This is a genomic window from Paenibacillus sp. FSL k6-2145 (genome assembly GCF_037976585.1).
In the GTDB taxonomy this organism is placed as follows: domain Bacteria; phylum Bacillota; class Bacilli; order Paenibacillales; family Paenibacillaceae; genus Paenibacillus.
This window is the reverse complement of the sequence record NZ_CP150267.1, coordinates 5,804,882-5,823,286: the sequence shown is the minus strand read 5'-3', so window position 1 is coordinate 5,823,286 and position 18,405 is coordinate 5,804,882. Positions and strand designations below refer to the sequence as shown.

Annotated in this window: 19 protein-coding genes and 1 pseudogene; 6 read left to right on the top strand and 14 right to left on the bottom strand. The window is 42.9% G+C overall.

Annotated features, from left to right (window positions below; translation table 11 throughout):
- Positions 1–71 precede the first annotated feature (71 nt).
- Positions 72–954, top strand: a pseudogene (locus NZ043_RS25655) (LysR family transcriptional regulator).
- Between the two features lie 223 nt (positions 955–1,177).
- Here the strand turns inward: NZ043_RS25655 and NZ043_RS25650 are convergent.
- Positions 1,178–1,564: a helix-turn-helix domain-containing protein gene (locus NZ043_RS25650; RefSeq protein WP_339309590.1), complete on the bottom strand. Its 387-nt coding sequence runs from the start codon at positions 1,562–1,564 to the stop codon at positions 1,178–1,180.
- 136 nt (positions 1,565–1,700) lie between these two features.
- Between NZ043_RS25650 and NZ043_RS25645 the strand changes: the two genes are divergently transcribed.
- On the top strand, positions 1,701–2,735 hold the full coding sequence (locus tag NZ043_RS25645; RefSeq protein WP_339309589.1) for a zinc-binding alcohol dehydrogenase family protein: 1,035 nt from the start codon (positions 1,701–1,703) through the stop codon (positions 2,733–2,735).
- 416 nt (positions 2,736–3,151) lie between these two features.
- Here NZ043_RS25645 and NZ043_RS25640 read toward each other — a convergent pair whose 3' ends face one another.
- Positions 3,152–3,670, bottom strand: a complete 519-nt coding sequence (locus NZ043_RS25640; RefSeq protein ID WP_091034868.1) for a DUF3231 family protein — start codon at positions 3,668–3,670, stop codon at positions 3,152–3,154.
- Between the two features lie 148 nt (positions 3,671–3,818).
- On the opposite strand from NZ043_RS25640, the gene NZ043_RS25635 reads away from it, so the two are divergent.
- Positions 3,819–4,088, top strand: coding sequence for a WGxxGxxG family protein (locus NZ043_RS25635; RefSeq protein WP_289389255.1), 270 nt, complete (start codon positions 3,819–3,821; stop codon positions 4,086–4,088).
- Between the two features lie 94 nt (positions 4,089–4,182).
- Here the strand turns inward: NZ043_RS25635 and NZ043_RS25630 are convergent, their stop codons facing one another.
- A complete protein-coding gene (locus tag NZ043_RS25630; RefSeq protein WP_339309588.1) occupies positions 4,183–5,037 on the bottom strand; it encodes a manganese catalase family protein in 855 nt (284 codons plus the stop codon).
- Between the two features lie 282 nt (positions 5,038–5,319).
- Between NZ043_RS25630 and NZ043_RS25625 the strand changes: the two genes are divergently transcribed.
- Positions 5,320–6,165 carry an MBL fold metallo-hydrolase gene (locus tag NZ043_RS25625; protein ID WP_091029950.1) on the top strand — a complete coding sequence of 282 codons (846 nt, stop codon included), beginning with the start codon at positions 5,320–5,322 and terminating at the stop codon, positions 6,163–6,165.
- A gap of 238 nt (positions 6,166–6,403) precedes the next feature.
- Here NZ043_RS25625 and NZ043_RS25620 read toward each other — a convergent pair whose 3' ends face one another.
- The 3 genes from NZ043_RS25620 to NZ043_RS25610 all read right to left on the bottom strand — a co-directional run bounded on the left by NZ043_RS25620 (position 6,404) and on the right by NZ043_RS25610 (position 8,849).
- Positions 6,404–6,835: a universal stress protein gene (locus tag NZ043_RS25620; RefSeq protein ID WP_339309587.1), complete on the bottom strand. Its 432-nt coding sequence runs from the start codon at positions 6,833–6,835 to the stop codon at positions 6,404–6,406.
- A 5-nt stretch (positions 6,836–6,840) separates the two neighbouring features.
- On the bottom strand, positions 6,841–8,073 hold the full coding sequence (locus tag NZ043_RS25615; protein ID WP_091029955.1) for an MFS transporter: 1,233 nt from the start codon (positions 8,071–8,073) through the stop codon (positions 6,841–6,843).
- Positions 8,074–8,288: 215 nt separating this feature from the next.
- Positions 8,289–8,849 carry an XRE family transcriptional regulator gene (locus NZ043_RS25610; protein ID WP_091021004.1) on the bottom strand — a complete coding sequence of 187 codons (561 nt, stop codon included), beginning with the start codon at positions 8,847–8,849 and terminating at the stop codon, positions 8,289–8,291.
- Positions 8,850–9,029: 180 nt separating this feature from the next.
- On the opposite strand from NZ043_RS25610, the gene NZ043_RS25605 reads away from it, so the two are divergent.
- Positions 9,030–9,974 (top strand): NAD(P)-dependent oxidoreductase, encoded by a 945-nt coding sequence (locus tag NZ043_RS25605; RefSeq protein ID WP_339309586.1) that lies wholly within the window; start codon positions 9,030–9,032, stop codon positions 9,972–9,974.
- Between the two features lie 31 nt (positions 9,975–10,005).
- Here the strand turns inward: NZ043_RS25605 and NZ043_RS25600 are convergent, their stop codons facing one another.
- Genes NZ043_RS25600 through NZ043_RS25590 form a run of 3 tightly spaced genes read right to left on the bottom strand, consistent with a single transcriptional unit; the run spans position 10,006 to position 11,587 of the window.
- The gene (locus NZ043_RS25600) at positions 10,006–10,491 is read right to left on the bottom strand and encodes a nitroreductase family protein (RefSeq protein ID WP_339309585.1); all 486 of its coding nucleotides are present in this window, start codon (positions 10,489–10,491) and stop codon (positions 10,006–10,008) included.
- 17 nt (positions 10,492–10,508) lie between these two features.
- Positions 10,509–11,093, bottom strand: a complete 585-nt coding sequence (locus tag NZ043_RS25595; RefSeq protein WP_339309584.1) for a nitroreductase — start codon at positions 11,091–11,093, stop codon at positions 10,509–10,511.
- An 11-nt stretch (positions 11,094–11,104) separates the two neighbouring features.
- The gene (locus tag NZ043_RS25590) at positions 11,105–11,587 is read right to left on the bottom strand and encodes a MarR family transcriptional regulator (RefSeq protein ID WP_017688279.1); all 483 of its coding nucleotides are present in this window, start codon (positions 11,585–11,587) and stop codon (positions 11,105–11,107) included.
- A gap of 387 nt (positions 11,588–11,974) precedes the next feature.
- On the opposite strand from NZ043_RS25590, the gene arr reads away from it, so the two are divergent.
- Positions 11,975–12,391, top strand: a complete 417-nt coding sequence (gene arr / locus NZ043_RS25585) for an NAD(+)--rifampin ADP-ribosyltransferase (RefSeq protein ID WP_047843187.1) — start codon at positions 11,975–11,977, stop codon at positions 12,389–12,391.
- Positions 12,392–12,474: 83 nt separating this feature from the next.
- On the opposite strand, the gene NZ043_RS25580 is transcribed toward arr, so the two are convergent.
- From NZ043_RS25580 to NZ043_RS25560, 5 genes are all read right to left on the bottom strand, one after another.
- The gene (locus NZ043_RS25580; RefSeq protein ID WP_249910527.1) at positions 12,475–13,437 is read right to left on the bottom strand and encodes an amidohydrolase family protein; all 963 of its coding nucleotides are present in this window, start codon (positions 13,435–13,437) and stop codon (positions 12,475–12,477) included.
- 16 nt (positions 13,438–13,453) lie between these two features.
- The gene (locus tag NZ043_RS25575; protein ID WP_249910528.1) at positions 13,454–14,947 is read right to left on the bottom strand and encodes an ABC transporter substrate-binding protein; all 1,494 of its coding nucleotides are present in this window, start codon (positions 14,945–14,947) and stop codon (positions 13,454–13,456) included.
- A 56-nt stretch (positions 14,948–15,003) separates the two neighbouring features.
- Positions 15,004–15,885 carry a carbohydrate ABC transporter permease gene (locus NZ043_RS25570; RefSeq protein ID WP_339309583.1) on the bottom strand — a complete coding sequence of 294 codons (882 nt, stop codon included), beginning with the start codon at positions 15,883–15,885 and terminating at the stop codon, positions 15,004–15,006.
- A gap of 17 nt (positions 15,886–15,902) precedes the next feature.
- Positions 15,903–16,835 (bottom strand): ABC transporter permease subunit, encoded by a 933-nt coding sequence (locus NZ043_RS25565; protein WP_240768022.1) that lies wholly within the window; start codon positions 16,833–16,835, stop codon positions 15,903–15,905.
- Positions 16,836–17,168: 333 nt separating this feature from the next.
- Complete coding sequence (locus tag NZ043_RS25560; RefSeq protein WP_339309582.1) at positions 17,169–18,389, bottom strand: amidohydrolase family protein; 1,221 nt, start codon at positions 18,387–18,389, stop codon at positions 17,169–17,171.
- Positions 18,390–18,405: the final 16 nt, after the last annotated feature.

Genomic DNA, 18,405 nt, shown 5'->3' with positions numbered 1-18,405 from the left:
CATCATGTATAATTCGAAAACATGATCTTATCTATCTTGATTTCAGATACTTTAATTTTAGTGGAGGCTTTATGGACATTCATTTGTTAGAGATTTTTATTCAAGCAGCTCGTGAAAGGCAGCATTTCCAAAACAGCCAAAAAGTTAAACTATGCTCAGTCCAATGTCACAAACAAGGTACAGCAATTGGAAGCTGAGCTTCAGACAACATTGTTTTATCGCCATAAAAAAGGAATTACCCTTACTCCTTCTGGAGAAGTTTTGGTATCTTATACCGAAAAGATTTTAAACATGATGGATGAAGCAAGAGCGGCAGTCGGGAATGCTTCTATTCCTTCCGGCCCTCTTACCATTGGTTCTATGGAAACCACAGCAGCGGTTCGGTTACCCACAGTTATTGCTAAATATCATTTAAAATATCCTGCTGTAGACTTTTCTCTTATTACCGGACCAACAGAAAAGCTGGTTCAGGCAGTTCTTCATTATGAACTTCACGGAGCATTTGTCTCTGGACCTATCCAACATCCTGATTTATCACAGGAAAAAGTTTTTGAAGAGACACTTGTACTCGTAACGTCCCCTACACATCCTTGGGTTGATTCTATCCATGAATTACAAAATCATACCATGTTGGTATTCCCTAAAGGATGTACATATCGTGCCAAGCTTAATTCTGTTTTACAAGATGAAGGTTTACTACCCGCCAAACTAATGGAATTCGGAACTCTTGAAACAATTCTTGCTTGTGTAAGTGCAGGGTTAGGGATTACTTTACTTCCATACTCAATAATTGCCGATTATGAGGATCGAGGAAAGGTAATCAGTCATCCACTTCCCGCTAAGCTTTCTTCTGTAACAACCATGTTTGTAAAGCGTAAAGACACCTTAACTACACCGGCATTATCTGCTTTTTTAGTCGAAGTGAATAATAATCTTTCCGAAAAACTTCACTAATCTTAACCAAGTTTTTTTCACAACTTGTATCGAAAAAAGTCGCTAAACCGGCTGTGTATTGCGCCAGTTAAAACTAAACTGCCCGTTATTTAAAACAAAAGCAACCAATCTTAAATGATTGGCTGCTTGTTATTGTGATTAGGATACGTTTCCCGTTAGTTTAATGAGAGTTACAGATTGCAGTTAACTAATTAAAGACTATAAGAAATACTCTACTGTTACTTCACATTGAATCCATCATGGATTCTGTCTGTCTAGAATCAGCACTTGATAAATTTTTGTGTTTTTCTCCCCAGATTTTCATTTCCATAATGATCGGCACTAATGTGCGTCCGAATTCCGATAGCGAATATTCCACTTTGGGAGGAACTTGCGGGTACACTTCACGGTGCACGATCCCGTCTTCTTCAAGCTCTCGAAGCTGTAGAGTCAGCATCCTCTGCGTAATGGTCGGACATATTCTGCGAAACTCATTAAATCGTACGGGACCTTCGATCATATGATACAGAAGTAGACCCTTCCACTTGCCGCCAATGACATCCAACGTATACTCGACGGGACAACCTTCTTCATTCGGGCATTGGCCATATCCCGATTTGCGGTCACGCATGTATTTATCCTCCTCATTTAACAGTATACAAATTGATACTACATCACACTATTGTGCGTACTATTCATGATTGTTAATATACGTTATATTACAACCAGAAAGCAATAAGTGATGTACATTCAAGGAGGAATCGACAATGTCAAACCGACAAATGAAAGCCATCGGCCTGCTGAAGTATTTACCCATTAATCAACCTGAGAGCTTGCTGGACGTTATGATGGATATACCTGAACCTACAGGGAGAGACTTGCTGATCCGAGTCAAAGCCATTTCAGTCAATCCCGTCGACGTCAAAGTGCGCGCTCCCAAAGATCGGACCGAAAACACGCCAAAGGTTCTCGGTTGGGACATTGCAGGTGTCGTCGAACAAGTTGGACCGGAATCTTCGCTGTTCAAACCCGGCGATGAAGTGTATTATGCCGGTAGCATTGCCCGTCCTGGGGGGAACAGCGAACTTCATCTCGTCGATGAGAGAATCGTCGGTTTTAAACCGGCAACACTGGATTTTGCGCATGCAGCAGCTCTGCCATTAACCGCTATCACCGCTTGGGAAGGATTATTTGATCGTTTGGACGTGTCTGCTGTCACAGAGCGCAACGAAGGCAAAACGATTTTGATCATCGGCGCTGCGGGCGGTGTTGGTTCCATTGCGACACAACTGGCCAAACACGCTGGTATGACCGTCATAGGCACGGCTTCCCGACCGAAATCGGCTGAGTGGGCTAAAAACATGGGTGCTGACCACATCATCAATCATTACGAAGCATTTCTCCCTCAGCTGAAAGCGCTGGGTTTAGAGCATGTTGATTATATTTTCTGCCTGAATAGTACGGAGAAACATTGGGTCAATATGGCCGAGGCCATTGCTCCCCAAGGGAAAATCTGTTCCATTGTGGAGACGGATGAGCTGCTCGATCTGACCTTGCTGAAAAACAAAAGCGTAACTTTTGCCTGGGAGCTGATGTTCACCAGACCTTTGTTCCAGACTGCGGATATGATTGAACAACACAACCTGTTAAATGAAGTTTCCCGTATGATCGATGAAGGTCGCTTACGCACTACGGTTGCCCAGATCCTCTCTCCCATCAATGCTGCCAATTTGCGTAAAGCACATGCGATACTGGAAGAAGGACGTATGACAGGTAAGATTGTAATTGAGAATTTCGAGTAATAGCTATATTTGTTCCTGCCCTGCTGAATTGCTAATAAGGGTGGGAACGTTTTTTTTCGAGACTAATTTACCTCATAAGAAGTCTTCGCAAATGGATTATATGTCTACACCTCGCGTCGAGATCTTATCCCTTCGAATTGCTGCCCAAAAACAGCCGACTACGTTGATCGTACCTAAAATTGAGCTACTATCTTTTCTAACCTGACAATTTGTTCTATGTAATCTCTTATGATCTTTGACCTTATAGTAAGAATTATTATCATACTTACTTAAACATTATATTGCCCCCGCTTACCACAGCGGGGGCACAACAAAACCTGTATACGAGGGGTTCCTTTATACAAATACAAATACATACTTCTGCACTACAAATTATCTAACGACTTGTCCCATTGAATGTCAGAGTCAGTAGAGATTTAAGCCTCAACTGCTTCTGGTCTCTTCACCTGAAGAGGGGGAGGAATAAGCCACCCTTTTTCTTTGCTCATTTGAAGAATACGAAGGCCTAAAGCCGTTTTAGTAACGTGATATTTCGCAAATAAGGCGCCAATATCCTCTCTAATGGATTGGCCCATAACTTGACTACACGCCACTAATCCCATTGAAGTATCAGAAGCAATACTTGCTGCTATTTCCGGATCCGTAAATCTTGCACCAACAGGAATGTCTTCAAGCTTTACTGGAGGTCTTTCTGGTAATACTGGTGTTGAAGCAATTCCGTTATCTGTCAGCAGGGTATCGCACTCTTTAATTTCTAATTTAGCTTGATCAATTAGTGCTTCGAGTATTTTTTTCAGATCCTTATCTCCTGCGTGATTCAAAAAGGCTTGGTAGAAGGAAAGAGCTCCCTTTGCAACCGTTGAACATTGCCATACGCTGAAGATTTCACCATAATGCATAGGTTCATTTTTTGGATTACCACTTAATATTCCCACCATAACAGCTCCTTTTTTATTTTATTTCCCACCAAAAGTATAGTTCCATATTCATGAACAACATATTCAAAAGTAATAAAATACCAATGGAATAAGGAACTGATTTTTGGAGAAATTAACTTAATCACACATACAGGAGGGAACTCTTATGAAGAAAAAAATAACAACTGTTGTTGTATCCATTTGTCTATTAGGTGCCTTGGCTGTTCCTGCATCTGCTCAAGGTGTAAATGAAGCAGCCCAAGATGGACGAGGCATTAACACCTACCAAAACAATAGTTCTAATTATCAAACAAACAGTGTAAGGGCAAATGCGACCGATAACGATAATGATATGGACTGGGGATGGCTGGGTCTACTTGGATTATTAGGTTTAGCGGGAATGCGTAAAAGAGTATCCGATCATTCCACTCGATAACAGGTTATGTTTTTGATCTCCCTACGTCTTTGATGGAAAAAGGAACCCTGGTTTTATGGGTTCCTTTTTTGTTTCTTACCTTTTTACGTTTTATTTAAGTATTTAAATCATGTAAGCCTGGGCTATGCTCATTTGGAAGCTCCGGCATATACGGGAGTGGGAATCCCTGAGGAGGTTCCGTGACTTGTAGCTCACCACCATTACGACTAGGTGTTTGACCGCTGAATACTTCAGCGATTCGTGTATTGTCCAAACGGAAGTTAAATTGGGCATTGTGCAAGCCGAGGTCAACATATTTCTGACACTCTGGATATTTGTTGATATCGTAATTGGGAACAGGAAATACTTTGCCCCAATTTACGCCTAATGTCTCCAGCGCCTTCTCGAATGCATTTTGGTGAGCGTTGTCACGAACGATTAGAAATGCCAAAGTTTCACGGAACGCTTTGTTGTTACTCATTTCATAGATTCGTGTTTTTTGTAATACCCCGGTTGATTCCAGTACAACGTTATCAAGCAGATTGCTTACCAAGTTGCCATGATCATATACATAGTTCCCGAGCCATGGATTACCGGCAGCATCTACAGGTAGGGAACTTTGAGCGCCCATAATATAATGATGTGGGTTGGCATGTTTAATAGCTTCGTCCAGCGGAGCCCCATCAATGCCTGCATTTCCTACTCCCTCGGCTCCAGCTCCGGTCAGCAATTGATTTATTGTTTGTTGTACCAGTTCAACATGACTTAATTCCTCCATAAATACACCACGAATTAAGTCTCTATACTGCTTCTCTTTCCCACGGAAATTACTACTCTGAAAAAAATACTGCATCATAGTTCGCATTTCACCAAATTGTCCGCCAAGGGTTTCCTGTAACACTTTTGCGGCAGCCGGATCGGGCTTGTCCGGGACGATCATGTTGATCAGATCTTCTCGATAAAAAAACATGGTTGTCCTCCATTCAAGTAAATTACAACTTTTGGTATTTAATTCACCCTTGATTTTATGTAAATGTGTGATTAACCAATTGTTGGTACTCTATCATTTGCAGTGTTCCTTTGATTTTCTCCCAATAAGCCGCTTGTATAGCGACATGAATGCAAAATGCGCCTATTCTTGTCAATCGACTGTTTTTTACAAATCAACCTGTGGAGTCTGTGGAAGTCGGATAATTTTTAACTTCTGGGTATACTACAGCAAGTCAATTCAACAAATCAAGGAGGATGAGTAATGAATCAAGAATTGAATTACGGTACAGATTACAAGTTCGTCCCCGTAACTTCAGTAGGAAATGGTGTGGGGATTGAAATATTACCTGATTTATTTTGCTACACTATCCAAATCGTCAATATCTGTCTAGTGGGTAAACCGGAATCTGACGAGTTCGTTTTAGTAGATGCGGGAATGCCAAAGTCAGCAAATGAAATAATCTCTGTCATTGAGGAGCGTTTCGGTGTAAACAGCCGCCCCAAAGCGGTAATCTTGACCCATGGACACTTTGATCATGTCGGAGGGGTGATCGAACTTGTCAAACACTGGGGAATTCCGGTTTATGCGCATCCGTTGGAGCTCCCCTTCCTCACAGGGGTGAAAAACTACCCGGAACCAGATCCTACAGTTGAAGGTGGTTTGGTAGCGAAGATGTCCCCATCGTTTCCGAATGAACCAATAAACCTTGGAAGCCATGTACAAACGTTACCTCCTGACGGAACTGTACCCCACATGCCAGGATTTAGATGGATTCATACGCCAGGACATTCTCCAGGGCATATTTCTTTGTTTCGGGAAAGTGATGGAGCGTTAATCGCAGGTGATGCTTTCGCTACTGTAAAACAGGAGTATATGTATAAAGTATTTACTCAGGAATTGGAGATAAGTGGCCCCCCTCGCTATTTGACAACAGATTGGGAAGCTGCAAAGCATTCTGTTGTTAAACTTGAGAATTTAAAGCCCTTGGTTGCTGTAACTGGCCATGGATTACCCATGTCGGGGAACTTGCTGACAACAAGCCTGAAAAAACTGGTTGATGAGTTTGACCAAATTGCCGTACCGGATTATGGAAAGTATGTTAACTAATTTTGTTCCCTTCGAGCATAGTGGTTGAACATCCGATCAAAGCCCTTCTTGTTGCATAAGAAGGGCTTTACTTAGGGTTAGCCGTTTTTTTGCGTTAATATAGAATATGGTTTTTCATCTTTAGCGTCAGCATGTGAGCAACTATAGGAATATAGAAACAGCGGCATTGTAGGACACTAATATCCTGGAGTGCCGCTGGTTGATTCATACTACAAACGTTCCCCAGTTCCTGGAGGAGTTAATGTACAATGAGGACTGGGCAACTTGATAGCTGTGAAACCTTGTGGCTGACACTTCCAAGCATCATTTCTTTAATGCCCCTTAGCCCACGGCTTCCGATAATAATAAGTTGCTGCTCGGTATCCCTTGCATAATTCAATAGTTCATGCGCAGGATCTCCCTTAAGATGAACAGTTTCCGCGTTAATCCCCGCAGACTTTAATTTAGATTTCGCTTGATGCAACTGTTCCAAACTCTCTTTCTCCATTTCGTTCAGTATGTCTTCCAAAAAATTCTCTGGTACATATGTCATGCCATTTGACACATAATCCTGGCTGACATTAACCAAGGTAACTTGAGCTTGTTTATTTTGGGCTATTTCAACGGTTGCATCAAGGAGTTTGTTCGTTATTTCAGATTTATCAATGGCCACCATAATTTTGTCAAACATAGTTATCACCCTTTCCGTGGCAATTCGTAACCATTTCGACTACCTACAACACGATTACTTGCTGCTCCGATACCAACTATAAAGAGTAACACGGAAGCCCCAAGTAGAATGAAAAGTGGCAGGTTCCAACTATTTGTTGCATCGTGCAGATATCCTATAAGGGCTGGACCGATTGCGGCAAGAAGATATCCGATCGATTGGGCCATGCCAGATAGTTCCGCTGCTTGATGCGCATTTTCAGTGCGTAACCCGAAAAACATCATAGCCAAACTAAAGGCGAAGCCTCCACCAATTCCGAGTATGACGATCCACAACAGAATGACATTAGAACTTCCGTAAAGAAGTCCGAGCGTCCCCGTCAAAAGCAAAATGGTTGTGATGACCACTAACAAACGTTGGTTAGACATACGCCCAGCAATAACAGGAACAATAAAGGTAAATGGAAGCATCGCTAACTGCATGATCGAGAGGTACCATCCAGATTGGTTGGAGTCAATTCCTTGCTGCTTTAAAATTTCAGGCAACCATGCGATCAATACATAGAAAACCATAGACTGTATACCCATGAACAAGGTTACTTGCCAGGCAAGCGGGGATCGCCATACATTCACATCATTACTGACCATTTGTTGACTTGTCTTGGCTGTTTGTTTCGTTTGATTTCTTAATTGAGGTAACCAACAGAGGATCGATACAAAGCTTAGAATCCCCCATACTCCCAATGCTCCCTGCCATTTTAGCCCTGCGTTCATGGCTAGCGGTACACTGATTCCCGATGCGATTGCTCCACATAAATTCATCGAAATGGAGTAAACTCCTGTCATGGAGCCAATTTTATTTGGGAAATCCCTTTTGATTATACTTGGCAATAATACATTACATATGGCAATGGCGAATCCAAGAACTGCTGTTCCAATAAACAGATTAACTGCGCCAGATAAAGATCGTATTACAATACCAACAGTCAAAAAGATTAGGGCAATCAAAATGATACGCTCAACCCCATACCTCCGTCCTAATTTTGGTACAAGAGGGGATAATAAAGCAAAGGCTAGCAAGGGTACCGTTGTGATCAGGCCTGCTAATGTATTTGAAATATGAACGTCATCCCTTATAAAACCCACTAAAGGACCAACTGAGGTTAAGGGAGTACGTAAATTAGCTGCAATAACAATAATGCCGAGAATGATCAGCGCTACAGAGGATGGCACGAATTTATTATTTTGTTTATTCGGCATTCTTCATTTCTCCTTCCTGATTCTTAAGTCTAATATTTGCTTCTTGTTGGCTGAAAAACTTTGCTATAACATCCGCGCGAATAATAAAAGTATAGTATAATATACTTTTATAAACAATAATTATTTTATAACATACTAAAATTGATTAAAAAAATACAACTCTGAATTCCCGTCATGGAATTCGGAGTTGTATTTAATAAGTGGATTTTCGGCTTTTAGAAGCCATACTTTAAGGATATATGGAGCACTGTTTCGTTATTCGTATGATTGGTATAAGCGTGAGGATAATCTGCACGAAAACTGATCGTATCATATTGATTCAATGTGTAAATCTCTCCATTGACTTGTAACTCAATGGAACCAGTCATTACTGTCGCAATTTCAGTTGTATTCACATGATGACCTTCAGGGTAATATGAGCTATTAGGCTGTAAGTATGCCCGACACATTTCAATATCGTTGCTTTTAAAGACGGGTTCAATGATCCAATTTTTTTCATCATTAGAAAACCGCAGTCCCTCCCCTGCTCGATACAAACTAACAGGTTTCTCTGATGTGAACAAAGCCAATAGCGGTAAGGATATTCCTTTTGAAATTTTCCATATAATTGCTAAAGTTGGATTTGTCTCGCCACGTTCGATATTCCCCAGAGTAAGTTTGCTTACGCCCGTTAATTCTGATAAGTCGTCTAAGGTCATATTTTTTTCTTTTCTATACTTTTTTAATGCACCGCCGATTTGTAATACAATTTGTTTTGACTCATCAATTTCATCCATTTGATATTCACCTCAACAAAAAAACTATATAGCTAGTATATTGTTTATCTAGATTCTTTTCCATTCCGGTTCAATAGAACGTGATGAGATTTTCTTGATAAAATTGAATTAAAAGGATACAATGACGAGCATCAAACGGTTTTATTCGAAGAATGGTAGCTTATGAAAGGTGGTTTAGCAATGAAGATTCTCATCGTTGGCTATTTTAGCGAAACCTCAAAATCAAATATTGCAAGGTGTTTTCCGCAAGACTGGAACGTTGTAATTGTTCCGCCAGGAAAAGAAATGCTGCATCATATTGAAGATTGCCAGGTAATCATTCCTGAACATATTAAAGTGGACCACAGCCTGCTTTCTAACGCAAAAAAATTAAAATTGGTACAGACGGGTGCAGGATTTGATAATGTAGATGTCCCTGCCTGTACACAGCTCGGCATTTGGGTGGCCAATGCTGCAGGGGTGAATGCACAGGCAGTGGCCGAGCACGTAATGGCACTGATAATGTCTTATTATAAAAACATACCGTTTCTTGATACTTTCATGAAAAACAAGATGGATGAAAATCAATTGGACTATACAGGTAGTGAATTAAAGGGCAAAACGATTGGGATTATCGGTTTGGGTGCTATTGGAAAAAAAGTTGCTGCGTTTTGCAGGGTTTTTGATATGCATGTGCTGGCGTATGCGAGAAATGCCACTGTACAATCGGACGGTTTTGTGAAAATGACGGATTTCGATACTCTTGTAAGCACATCGGATATAGTCAGTGTACATGTACCCTTGAATGAGCAAACCAAACAGCTGATCAACAAAACGGCATTCAAAAAAATGAAAAACACCTCTCTTTTTATCAATACAGCCCGCGGCGGCATTATCAACGAAAGAGACTTAATTGATGCATTAAAAAACGGGGATATTTCAGGCGCATGCCTGGATGTGTTTGAATCTGAACCGCTTCCTATTGATAGTGAGCTCCGGAATCTGGGTAATGTGATACTTACTCCCCATACAGCGGGAATGCCTGATGGTCGGAAATTTCATAAAACAAGATATGATTTCTTTATAAAGAATATAAAACGTGTAGAAAATGGTGAGGAGCCTGAAAGCAAGCTCAATCAGTTATGATGTTTTGGTGCAATAAAAATTGATCGCCACCCTACAGCAGTTCAAAATGAAGTTGAGTCTCAGGTAACTCAGTATTCCCTTTCCACTGATTTGCACCGTATCCCAATTCCAGAACCGCAGCAATGCGCTCGTTACTCTGTACACCAAACATTTCAGTACGGCTCGGGTCGTACATCCAGTCATGCAAGGTACAGCGCACACCCAGACTTTGCTCATGAGCCAGCAAGCGAAAATTCTGAATTAGGCAGCAGACAGCCGCAAAGTCCTCTTCCCGCTTATATTGATCCGCCTCTTCCTTCACCAAGACCAGAAGATATGCAGGGGCAGGCTCCTGTAATCCCTGCATGATGTCCCCATACCGGTTATCGGCGAAGATGAATCGCCACGGCTCTCGGAGGCCATCATTTGGCGCCCATACGGCATGATTAAGCAATTCAAGGATTAGATCCTGCGATACCGATTGTTCCAAAAACTCACTCGGACCGGCCATGTCTCCTTCCAGATCTGACAATTTCATTTTTACATCCTCCTCTTCTATGTAGACTGTCCTCGCAATACGGTCCACTTCTGCTCAGCTGGTGTCCTTTTCCGACTTCTTGGCGCTTTGTCGTAATATCCTATATGAAGAATACCAACAAATCTTTCATTCTCACGTAAGCCAATTCCATTGAAGAACCCTTCATGCTGAATCATGGACTCTGTATCCCACAACATTCCTAACCCTCGTTCCCAGCCCAGCAGTTGGAAGCTCTGCATCACCCCGCAGGCAGCCGCATAATTACGGTCATTGGTCAGACGATTCGGTCCTACAGTCGACATAACAATGACGTGGGCAGGAATATCGGTAAATCTCTTTTTAAAAACATCCAGAAGTTTCCCTGGAATCAGCTTGCCGAGCTTGCTTTGTGACATCTGTTCCAGCATGCAGTCCACCAACCGTTTGCGTGCTTCTGGCGTTCCGGCATATACTACACGCCACGAGCCAGACTCGACAAATGGTTGAAGCCTTATAGCCTTACTCAGTAATTCTACAATTAACTCTTGGTCCACCGGCGTAGAGTTACATTTACGAATACTCCTGCGCTCCCTGATCAATTCCGCCAGACTCAAATGCCTCACTCTCCTTTGTTCTATCTGGATTCAATATTTATACTGCTGTCTTGAAGAAATTGATGGATTACTTTTAGCTCCGTTTCCGAATATTTGTCGAGAGTACGATAGAAGCGCTCAGCCTCATGTATATGCAGACGTTCATGCAGTTCAAAGATTTTTTTGCCTTGCGGTGACAACCGGAAATAGCTCTCCTTTTTGTTGTCGTTCATTTTTGTACGTTTGACGAATCCTTCCTCCAGCAGTTTGTTGCCAATTTTGGTGATACTTGCTTTGGACAAATTCATCGCCTCGGCAATCCCCGTGTTGTTAATAGGCTCATGCTTGCCTATGCAGTCTATCATATGAACCGCGGTCAAATGCTGAGGGATTTTCTCGATGCTTTCTCGCTGGGCGATACTTAGGAAATGCTCGATTTCTGTATCCTTGTGGTTCTCATACACATGTAAAAAACGGATGAATTGGTCATAAAGCAACTGTTTTGTTCGATCTTTTGAGATCATCCTGGATCGCTCCTTATTTACTTGTAAACAAAAATATCACTTAAATAATGGGGTTTTTATAAATAATTTTTTTATATTTAGTTTACTAGTGAACAATATAACATGAATGATAATGCTTATCAACTATATTCTCTGGCATTACAACATTACTCTATAATCCAGGCCAGAGACCTGCCTTGAACGGATTATCTTTTAACCTGCTCGTTAGTTAAACAAAAGCAGCCGATCATTGGATCAGCTGCTTTCTTAAACTTGGGTTATTGGACTCAGTATCATTCTCTCTACTTAAATTATACGGTTATTTTTTATTTTTTTATAGACTGTTTTTTTTAGAATTCCTACACTATACTGCTAGATACAAAACTAAAAAAGAAGAGGTGGATCAGTATGGATGACAAAAAAGTGATCATAGATCAAGGTCCTTTTTTTCATGGTACAAAAGCAGAACTGCAAATTGGTGATTTATTAGAACCACAGTTCTTATCAAATTATCAAGAGAAAAATTCTAACCATATATACTTTACTGCAACATTAAATGCTGCCAAATGGGGTGCTGAATTGGCAAGATCTAATGCAAAAGAAAGAATCTACATTGTAGAACCATTAGGAGATTTTGAAAGTGATCCAAACGTAACTGATAAAAAGTTTCCTGGAAATCCAACACGTTCATATCGATCTAAATCGCCACTTAAAATAATAGCTGAATTAGCTTCATGGGAAAGACACTCTGAAGAAGAGATTAATCACATGATTACATCATTAAGAAAACTAAGTGAAGAAGGAAAAAATATAATATATGATTGATTCCTCTCGTTAGCTGAATAAAAGCAGCCGATCATTGGATCAGCTGCTTTCTTAAAATGATTGATTTATCGTTTCCTGTCACTTTAAATTAACTTTTTCTGTATATCAAAAAGCTTAGAAATGCGGGGAAATAGACGAAAGGCATTGCCATAAGCGATCGCCTTCGCGTTTTCTTCGCTGATCTGCTGTGCTTCATGAAATACCGACTCCCGCTGTATACGAAGGACGCTGTCCGCAGGCCAAGGTATGTCCGCTCCGAACAGAATCCGATCAGGCGAAATCAACTTTTGGATTGTGCCGAGGTTCAACGTGGAATCATAATAAAGGTGGTCCAGTTTGGCTATTTCAGCTTGAAATTGTTCCGGTGTTGTTTCAACCTGAATCGAATCTTGCCCGATGGCGGCAAGCGCAATTCTCCATTTGATATAAGGAACCATGCCCCCGGTATGGGGAAGAATGAACTGAATGGATGGATATTGGTCGAAAATGCGATGAACAGCCATCGTAGTGACGGCCCGCGTCGTATCGAAGGTGCCCTCAAGCAATGCAGGACTAAGTCCAGCGATTTTTTGCGGTATGAGGATGGGATGCAGAAACACAACAGCACTGCGTCGGTCCAATTCGGTTAACAATTCGGTGTAATCCGGATGGCTTAAATATTTCCCCTGATAACTTGTCAGCATTGCAACACCATCCATCCCGAGAACATCAAGTGCATACAAGGTTTCTTCCATGGCTGCTGCGGGATCCGGGAGTGGAAGCGTTGCAAACGCACCATACCGCTCAGGATGAAGTTGAGCATACGATGCGAGCTCTTCATTCATTTTACGTGCCAATGTGTTGGCAGAAGATTGGTCGATGAACGTCAGGTCTGACGGGGCTGAAAGGAATGAAAACGAGATGTCACATACATCCATTTTTTGCATCCCGATCTCAGGCGTCCACTTCGGCATAAAACTTGGAATCTCCATTCCCAGCTCCCGCTGCTTTCGTTGCATTTCTTTAGAGATGATATGGTGGTGAACATCAATGACAGGATTAAACATGCGTGATCAGCTCCTTCTATTTATTTTCAAGCCATTGGTTTAACTGGTTTTGCTTCTCCGTCAATATTTTCTCTACGCCTGCATTCTTTAGTTTGTCGAGATAAGCACCCAGTTCTGACGGGTCAAAAGTTCCTGTCTGAAAGCCTGCATCATACTGGTTTTGGACGTTGGCCACCGAGGTAATTTGTGTTTTGACAGGATTGATGTCGAAGCTGAAACCCATCGCCCTTGATTTTACGGCACTCTCGTTTTCGCCCCTCAACTGCTTCCACATGTCAGGATCATTCCCTTCCCATATATAGGACAGGAAATTGTTCCCCACGGCATATTGGTTTGAATCGTATCCTGTTGCAGTGACACCTTCCGGTTTGCCGATCAGGTCATTATCCCGCTTAACATAATGCTTGCCCTCAATTCCATTGGTAAACAGATTAATGACTGCTTCGTCCGAGTAAAACAGTTCCAATACTTGAATCGCCTTATCCGGCTGCTCACTGTTCCTTGCCAAAGACATCATGTTGGAAGCTACGCTATTTCGCGTCATATACGAGTCCTCAAGAGGTACGCATACAAGTTCAGTCCCAGCCGCAAGTGATTCCGAGTAACACTCATTGATATTCCGGATATACGAGAAGGCTTTGCCTGCCTTGATCAGATTGGACCCCGTTTCCTGTGACGTTGCGACGTCTTTGCTGAAATAACCTTTTTGATACCAATCACGCATCAGGTCAGCCATTGTGGAGAACCGCGAAGTCGCAAAAAGGTTCTGCACGGTGAAGTCCTCCCCGCCAAAATCCAGTACGCCAGGTGCTGTTCCCAATGGATCAAAATTCAGCATGGCTTGTCCGGGTGTTTCCTGCGAGGTATAGCTGACAATCGGCGTGACACCTGGCTCATTGTCCTTGATAAGCTGCAATACAGCAGAGATATCATTCCAGGTTTTTATGGCGTTAAGGTCAATATCATGCTTATCGGCAAGCTCTTTGTCCATCACAAAACTAGGGGAAAGTGCCCAAGCTTTAATGCTGGGAACGCCATATGTTTCACCATTCATCTTACCGGCTTCTGCGGCTTCCTCCGGAACAGCCTCCAGTATCTTTTTACCAAATTCATTCAACGATTCGTCCATGGGCAGTAACTGTCCCCTGCCGATTTGGGATTCAAGGCCGAACCAAACGCTGGTATACACCAGATCCAGTTTCTCGCTGCCCGCCAACATCAAGTTCATTTGATTGGCATAGTTCGATCCATTAACAGGCAAGAGCTTCACGGTGGCGCCTACCTTCTCCGCTGTAATATCGCTGATGGCTTCCTGAATTTCCTTAACATCCGTTACATCCCCAAAAGCCGGATACGTCATGACCACTTCATACATATCTGTTGCTGAAGCTTTCCCAGGTTCTGCTCCCTCCTTACTGTCTGGATTTCCGCATGCCGTCAACAATAGAGGGGCCGCACAAATTAAGGACATTACCGTTATGAAACCCGCAGGTAATCTTTTTCTGAACATCTTCATTCACTCCCCGTGTTTGCTTTTGGATGAGACATCTTGGATACGAAGCATGACTAACCTTTTACGGCACCAATGGTCAATCCCTTGACGAAGAACTTCTGGAAAAACGGATACGCTGCGATCAGTGGCAACACGCCGATTACGGCAATAGCCATTCTCACACTGCCAAGAGGTACGGATGAGACAACAGCCGTCTGGCCAGACAAACTGTTTTGCTGTAAGTACTGGACATCAGACAACATTCGATTAAGCAGGTTTTGAATGCTGTAGAGGCTTCCGTCATTGATGAAGATTAGACCGTTAAACCAATCGTTCCAATACGAAATCATGAGCATCAGACCAATGGTTGCCAGGCTTGGGAGAGCAAGCGGGAGAACGATTTTGCAATAAATAATCCATTCGTTGGCTCCATCCACATAGGCTGACTCCACGACTTCGCCGGGAATTGATGTGGAAAAGAAACTGCGCATCAACAAAATGTAGAACCCGTTGGTCAATAAATTCGGGATGATTAGCGACCAAATGGTATCTTTCAAATGGAAGAGGTCCGTATAAACCAAGTACATCGGCACCAGCCCCCCATTGAAAAGCAGGGTGAAAAATACGAAGAATGACAGGAACGAACGAAATGGAAGCACATTTCTGGATAGCGGATAAGCGACCAGGGTTGTGATCAACAACCCAACGATCGTGCCCACGACCGTGATGAACGTCGTAATTCCATACGACCGCAGAATCAACGAATACTGATTAAACAGATACACATAAGCATCGAAGCTGAATTGAGTCGGTAACAAACGATAACCATCCCTGATAATGGCTTGTTCCTCGGTTAGGGAAGCGGATATCAGAAGTATAAACGGAAACACTGCAGCGATTCCCATCATGATGAGCACGAGGTGAACAGCCATTTGATATATCCTATTTGAATACATGTTGTCCTCCCCCTTAGCTAAAACAGCGCCAAATCCCGGTTTTTGCGACGAACAATCGCATTGGTCGTCAATACTAACAGAAAACCGACTATGGACTGATAAAGTCCGGCAGCGGATGACATTCCGAAATCCCCAAAAGTCATCAATCCACGATAAACGTATGTGTCAATGACATCGGTAGTCGTTTGCAGTGCACCCGAATTCAGCGGAACCTGATAGAACAATCCGAAATCGGAATTGAAAATGCGTCCCACTGCAAGAAGCACCATAATGACTATCGTGGGTTTAAGCAGAGGAAGGGTAATGCTCCAGACTTGCCTCCACTTGGATGCTCCGTCCAGCGTAGCGGATTCATAATATTCTTGGCTGATGCCTACGATTGAGGCCAGATAAACAATGCATGTATAACCGACGTTTTTCCACAGATATACGACACTTAATATAAAGGGCCATTTACCGGAATCCGCATACCACGACACGGGATCAATTCCCAGCAAAGGAAGCACGTAATGGTTGACGAATCCGTTTTCCTCGTTGAGCAATGCCAGAACCAAGTAAGCGACAATGACCATCGAGATCAGATAGGGCAGCAAAATGATGCTTTGGTACAGTTGGGAGGCAAATCGCTTTTTTACCTCGTTCAACAATACGGCCACAGCTATGGAGAGCACTGTTCCAAGCACGATAAATGCGCCGTTGTAGAGTAACGTGTTTCGGGTAATCACCCAAGCATCCTGCGTTTGGAACAGATAGGCGAAATTATCGAAGCCTACCCAGTCACTTCCCCAGATTCCTTTTGCAAAATTGATATCTTTGAACGCAATCACAATGCCGAACATGGGCAAGTAATTGTTGATGAACAGATAGACGATGCCTGGCAAAATCATGACCAATAACAGCCCATGCTTTCTGATGTTTTGGATGCGGTTTGCATGGAAACCTCGACGCATGTCTCTCTCCCCCTGTTCTTAACAATGATGTTTGGTTTGTGTAACTCCTCCAATATCCCTCCTATTCTGTTAATGTCAGTTTATATGACTCAAAAATGTTCTTATATGAATAATACGATGTAAGGAAGCCTCAGTCATTGGTGTGATTCACTAAAAAAAATGATTTCATTTGGATTATTACACCAAAAGAAAAGCCTGTTTAAATTAAAGCGTCATGTATTATGACATTCACTGCATTAAGCAACGTTTTATACGTCATGTGATCAGCCTTTTCATGCCAAAAAGCAACGCACCTGAAAAAGGATGCGCTGCTTCATGTATGATTAAAGATTGTTACGAATGGATGGCTGCCATCTGTCTGCTGTTCGGAAACATTCGACCACCAACAAGCACACCACCCGAAAATACAGCTTCGCGTGGAGGTGCTGCAGCCAACGCATGCATCGCATTTATGGCATTTACCAAAGAGAAAGCGCCTCGTTCACCCACTTTTGGAGTTAATGGCGCATTGGAAATAAGCTTGTACGTTTCTAACAACCAGAAGTCTTCCACCCAACCGGATACTTCAGCGAGACGTGAACCACGGGAGAGCATATCGCCATTACCAAATGGGCTCCACGAATCCAAAATGTTATCGGAACCGATATGCACGGACACTCCCGTTTCCATCAACAGTTTGATGGGGGGCATGGGTCTGTCAATGGGCACGCTCGTCATGATGGCTACGCCGGTCGCACACAACCTTTCCGCGAGTGAGCGCACCTCTGTTTCCCCAACCTGGCCCAAACAGTAGGCATGGCTTACCGCGGTACGGCCGGACATACCGGCTTGTTCTGTCAGTTCGGCGAAGCGGCTGATCGTGTATATTCCGAGATGACTCGGGTCATGCAGATGTAAGTCGATGCCCGCAGAGAATTCTGTCGCAAGTTCAAACATGGCTTCCAGACTGGCATCCACCCGGCGGTCCAGTCCGGCCGGATCCACACCACCAACATAGTTGGCTCCAGCACGAAGCGCTTGCCGCATGACGGAAATGGAGTCAGACCGAAGCAGGCCTTGCTGGGGAAACGCCACAATTTCCATATCGATGCGTCCTTGGTACATCTTACGCACTTCCAAGACCTCCTCAAGATGAGAGAGACCAATTTGCGGATCCACGTCAACGTGTGTGCGGATTGCCGTTGTACCTTGGGCTAGCATTAAATCCAACATTCGTTTCGCACGTTCTCCCGCCCCGGTTGGTAGTTCTCCCAACATACTTTTCTCAAATTCCAACTGTCCGGGCAGCGTGACAAACGGCTGCAAAGACTTCCACGGCTCTCCAATAAAATGCTTGTCCAGATGGGTATGCATATCTGCCATTGGTGGTACATAGTGGAGCCCATCCGCGTCAATGACGGTTGTCGCCCTACCGGCAATATTTACAGATGTGAGATCCGCATCAGTTCCGGCAGTCTCAATGCTGACAATAAGTCCAGTTGCTTGATCAATCGTTAGATCAAACAGGTTTTCCGACCATTTGACATTTTTTACGAGTGTTAATCCTTTCTCCATAACTCCATCCCCTTAC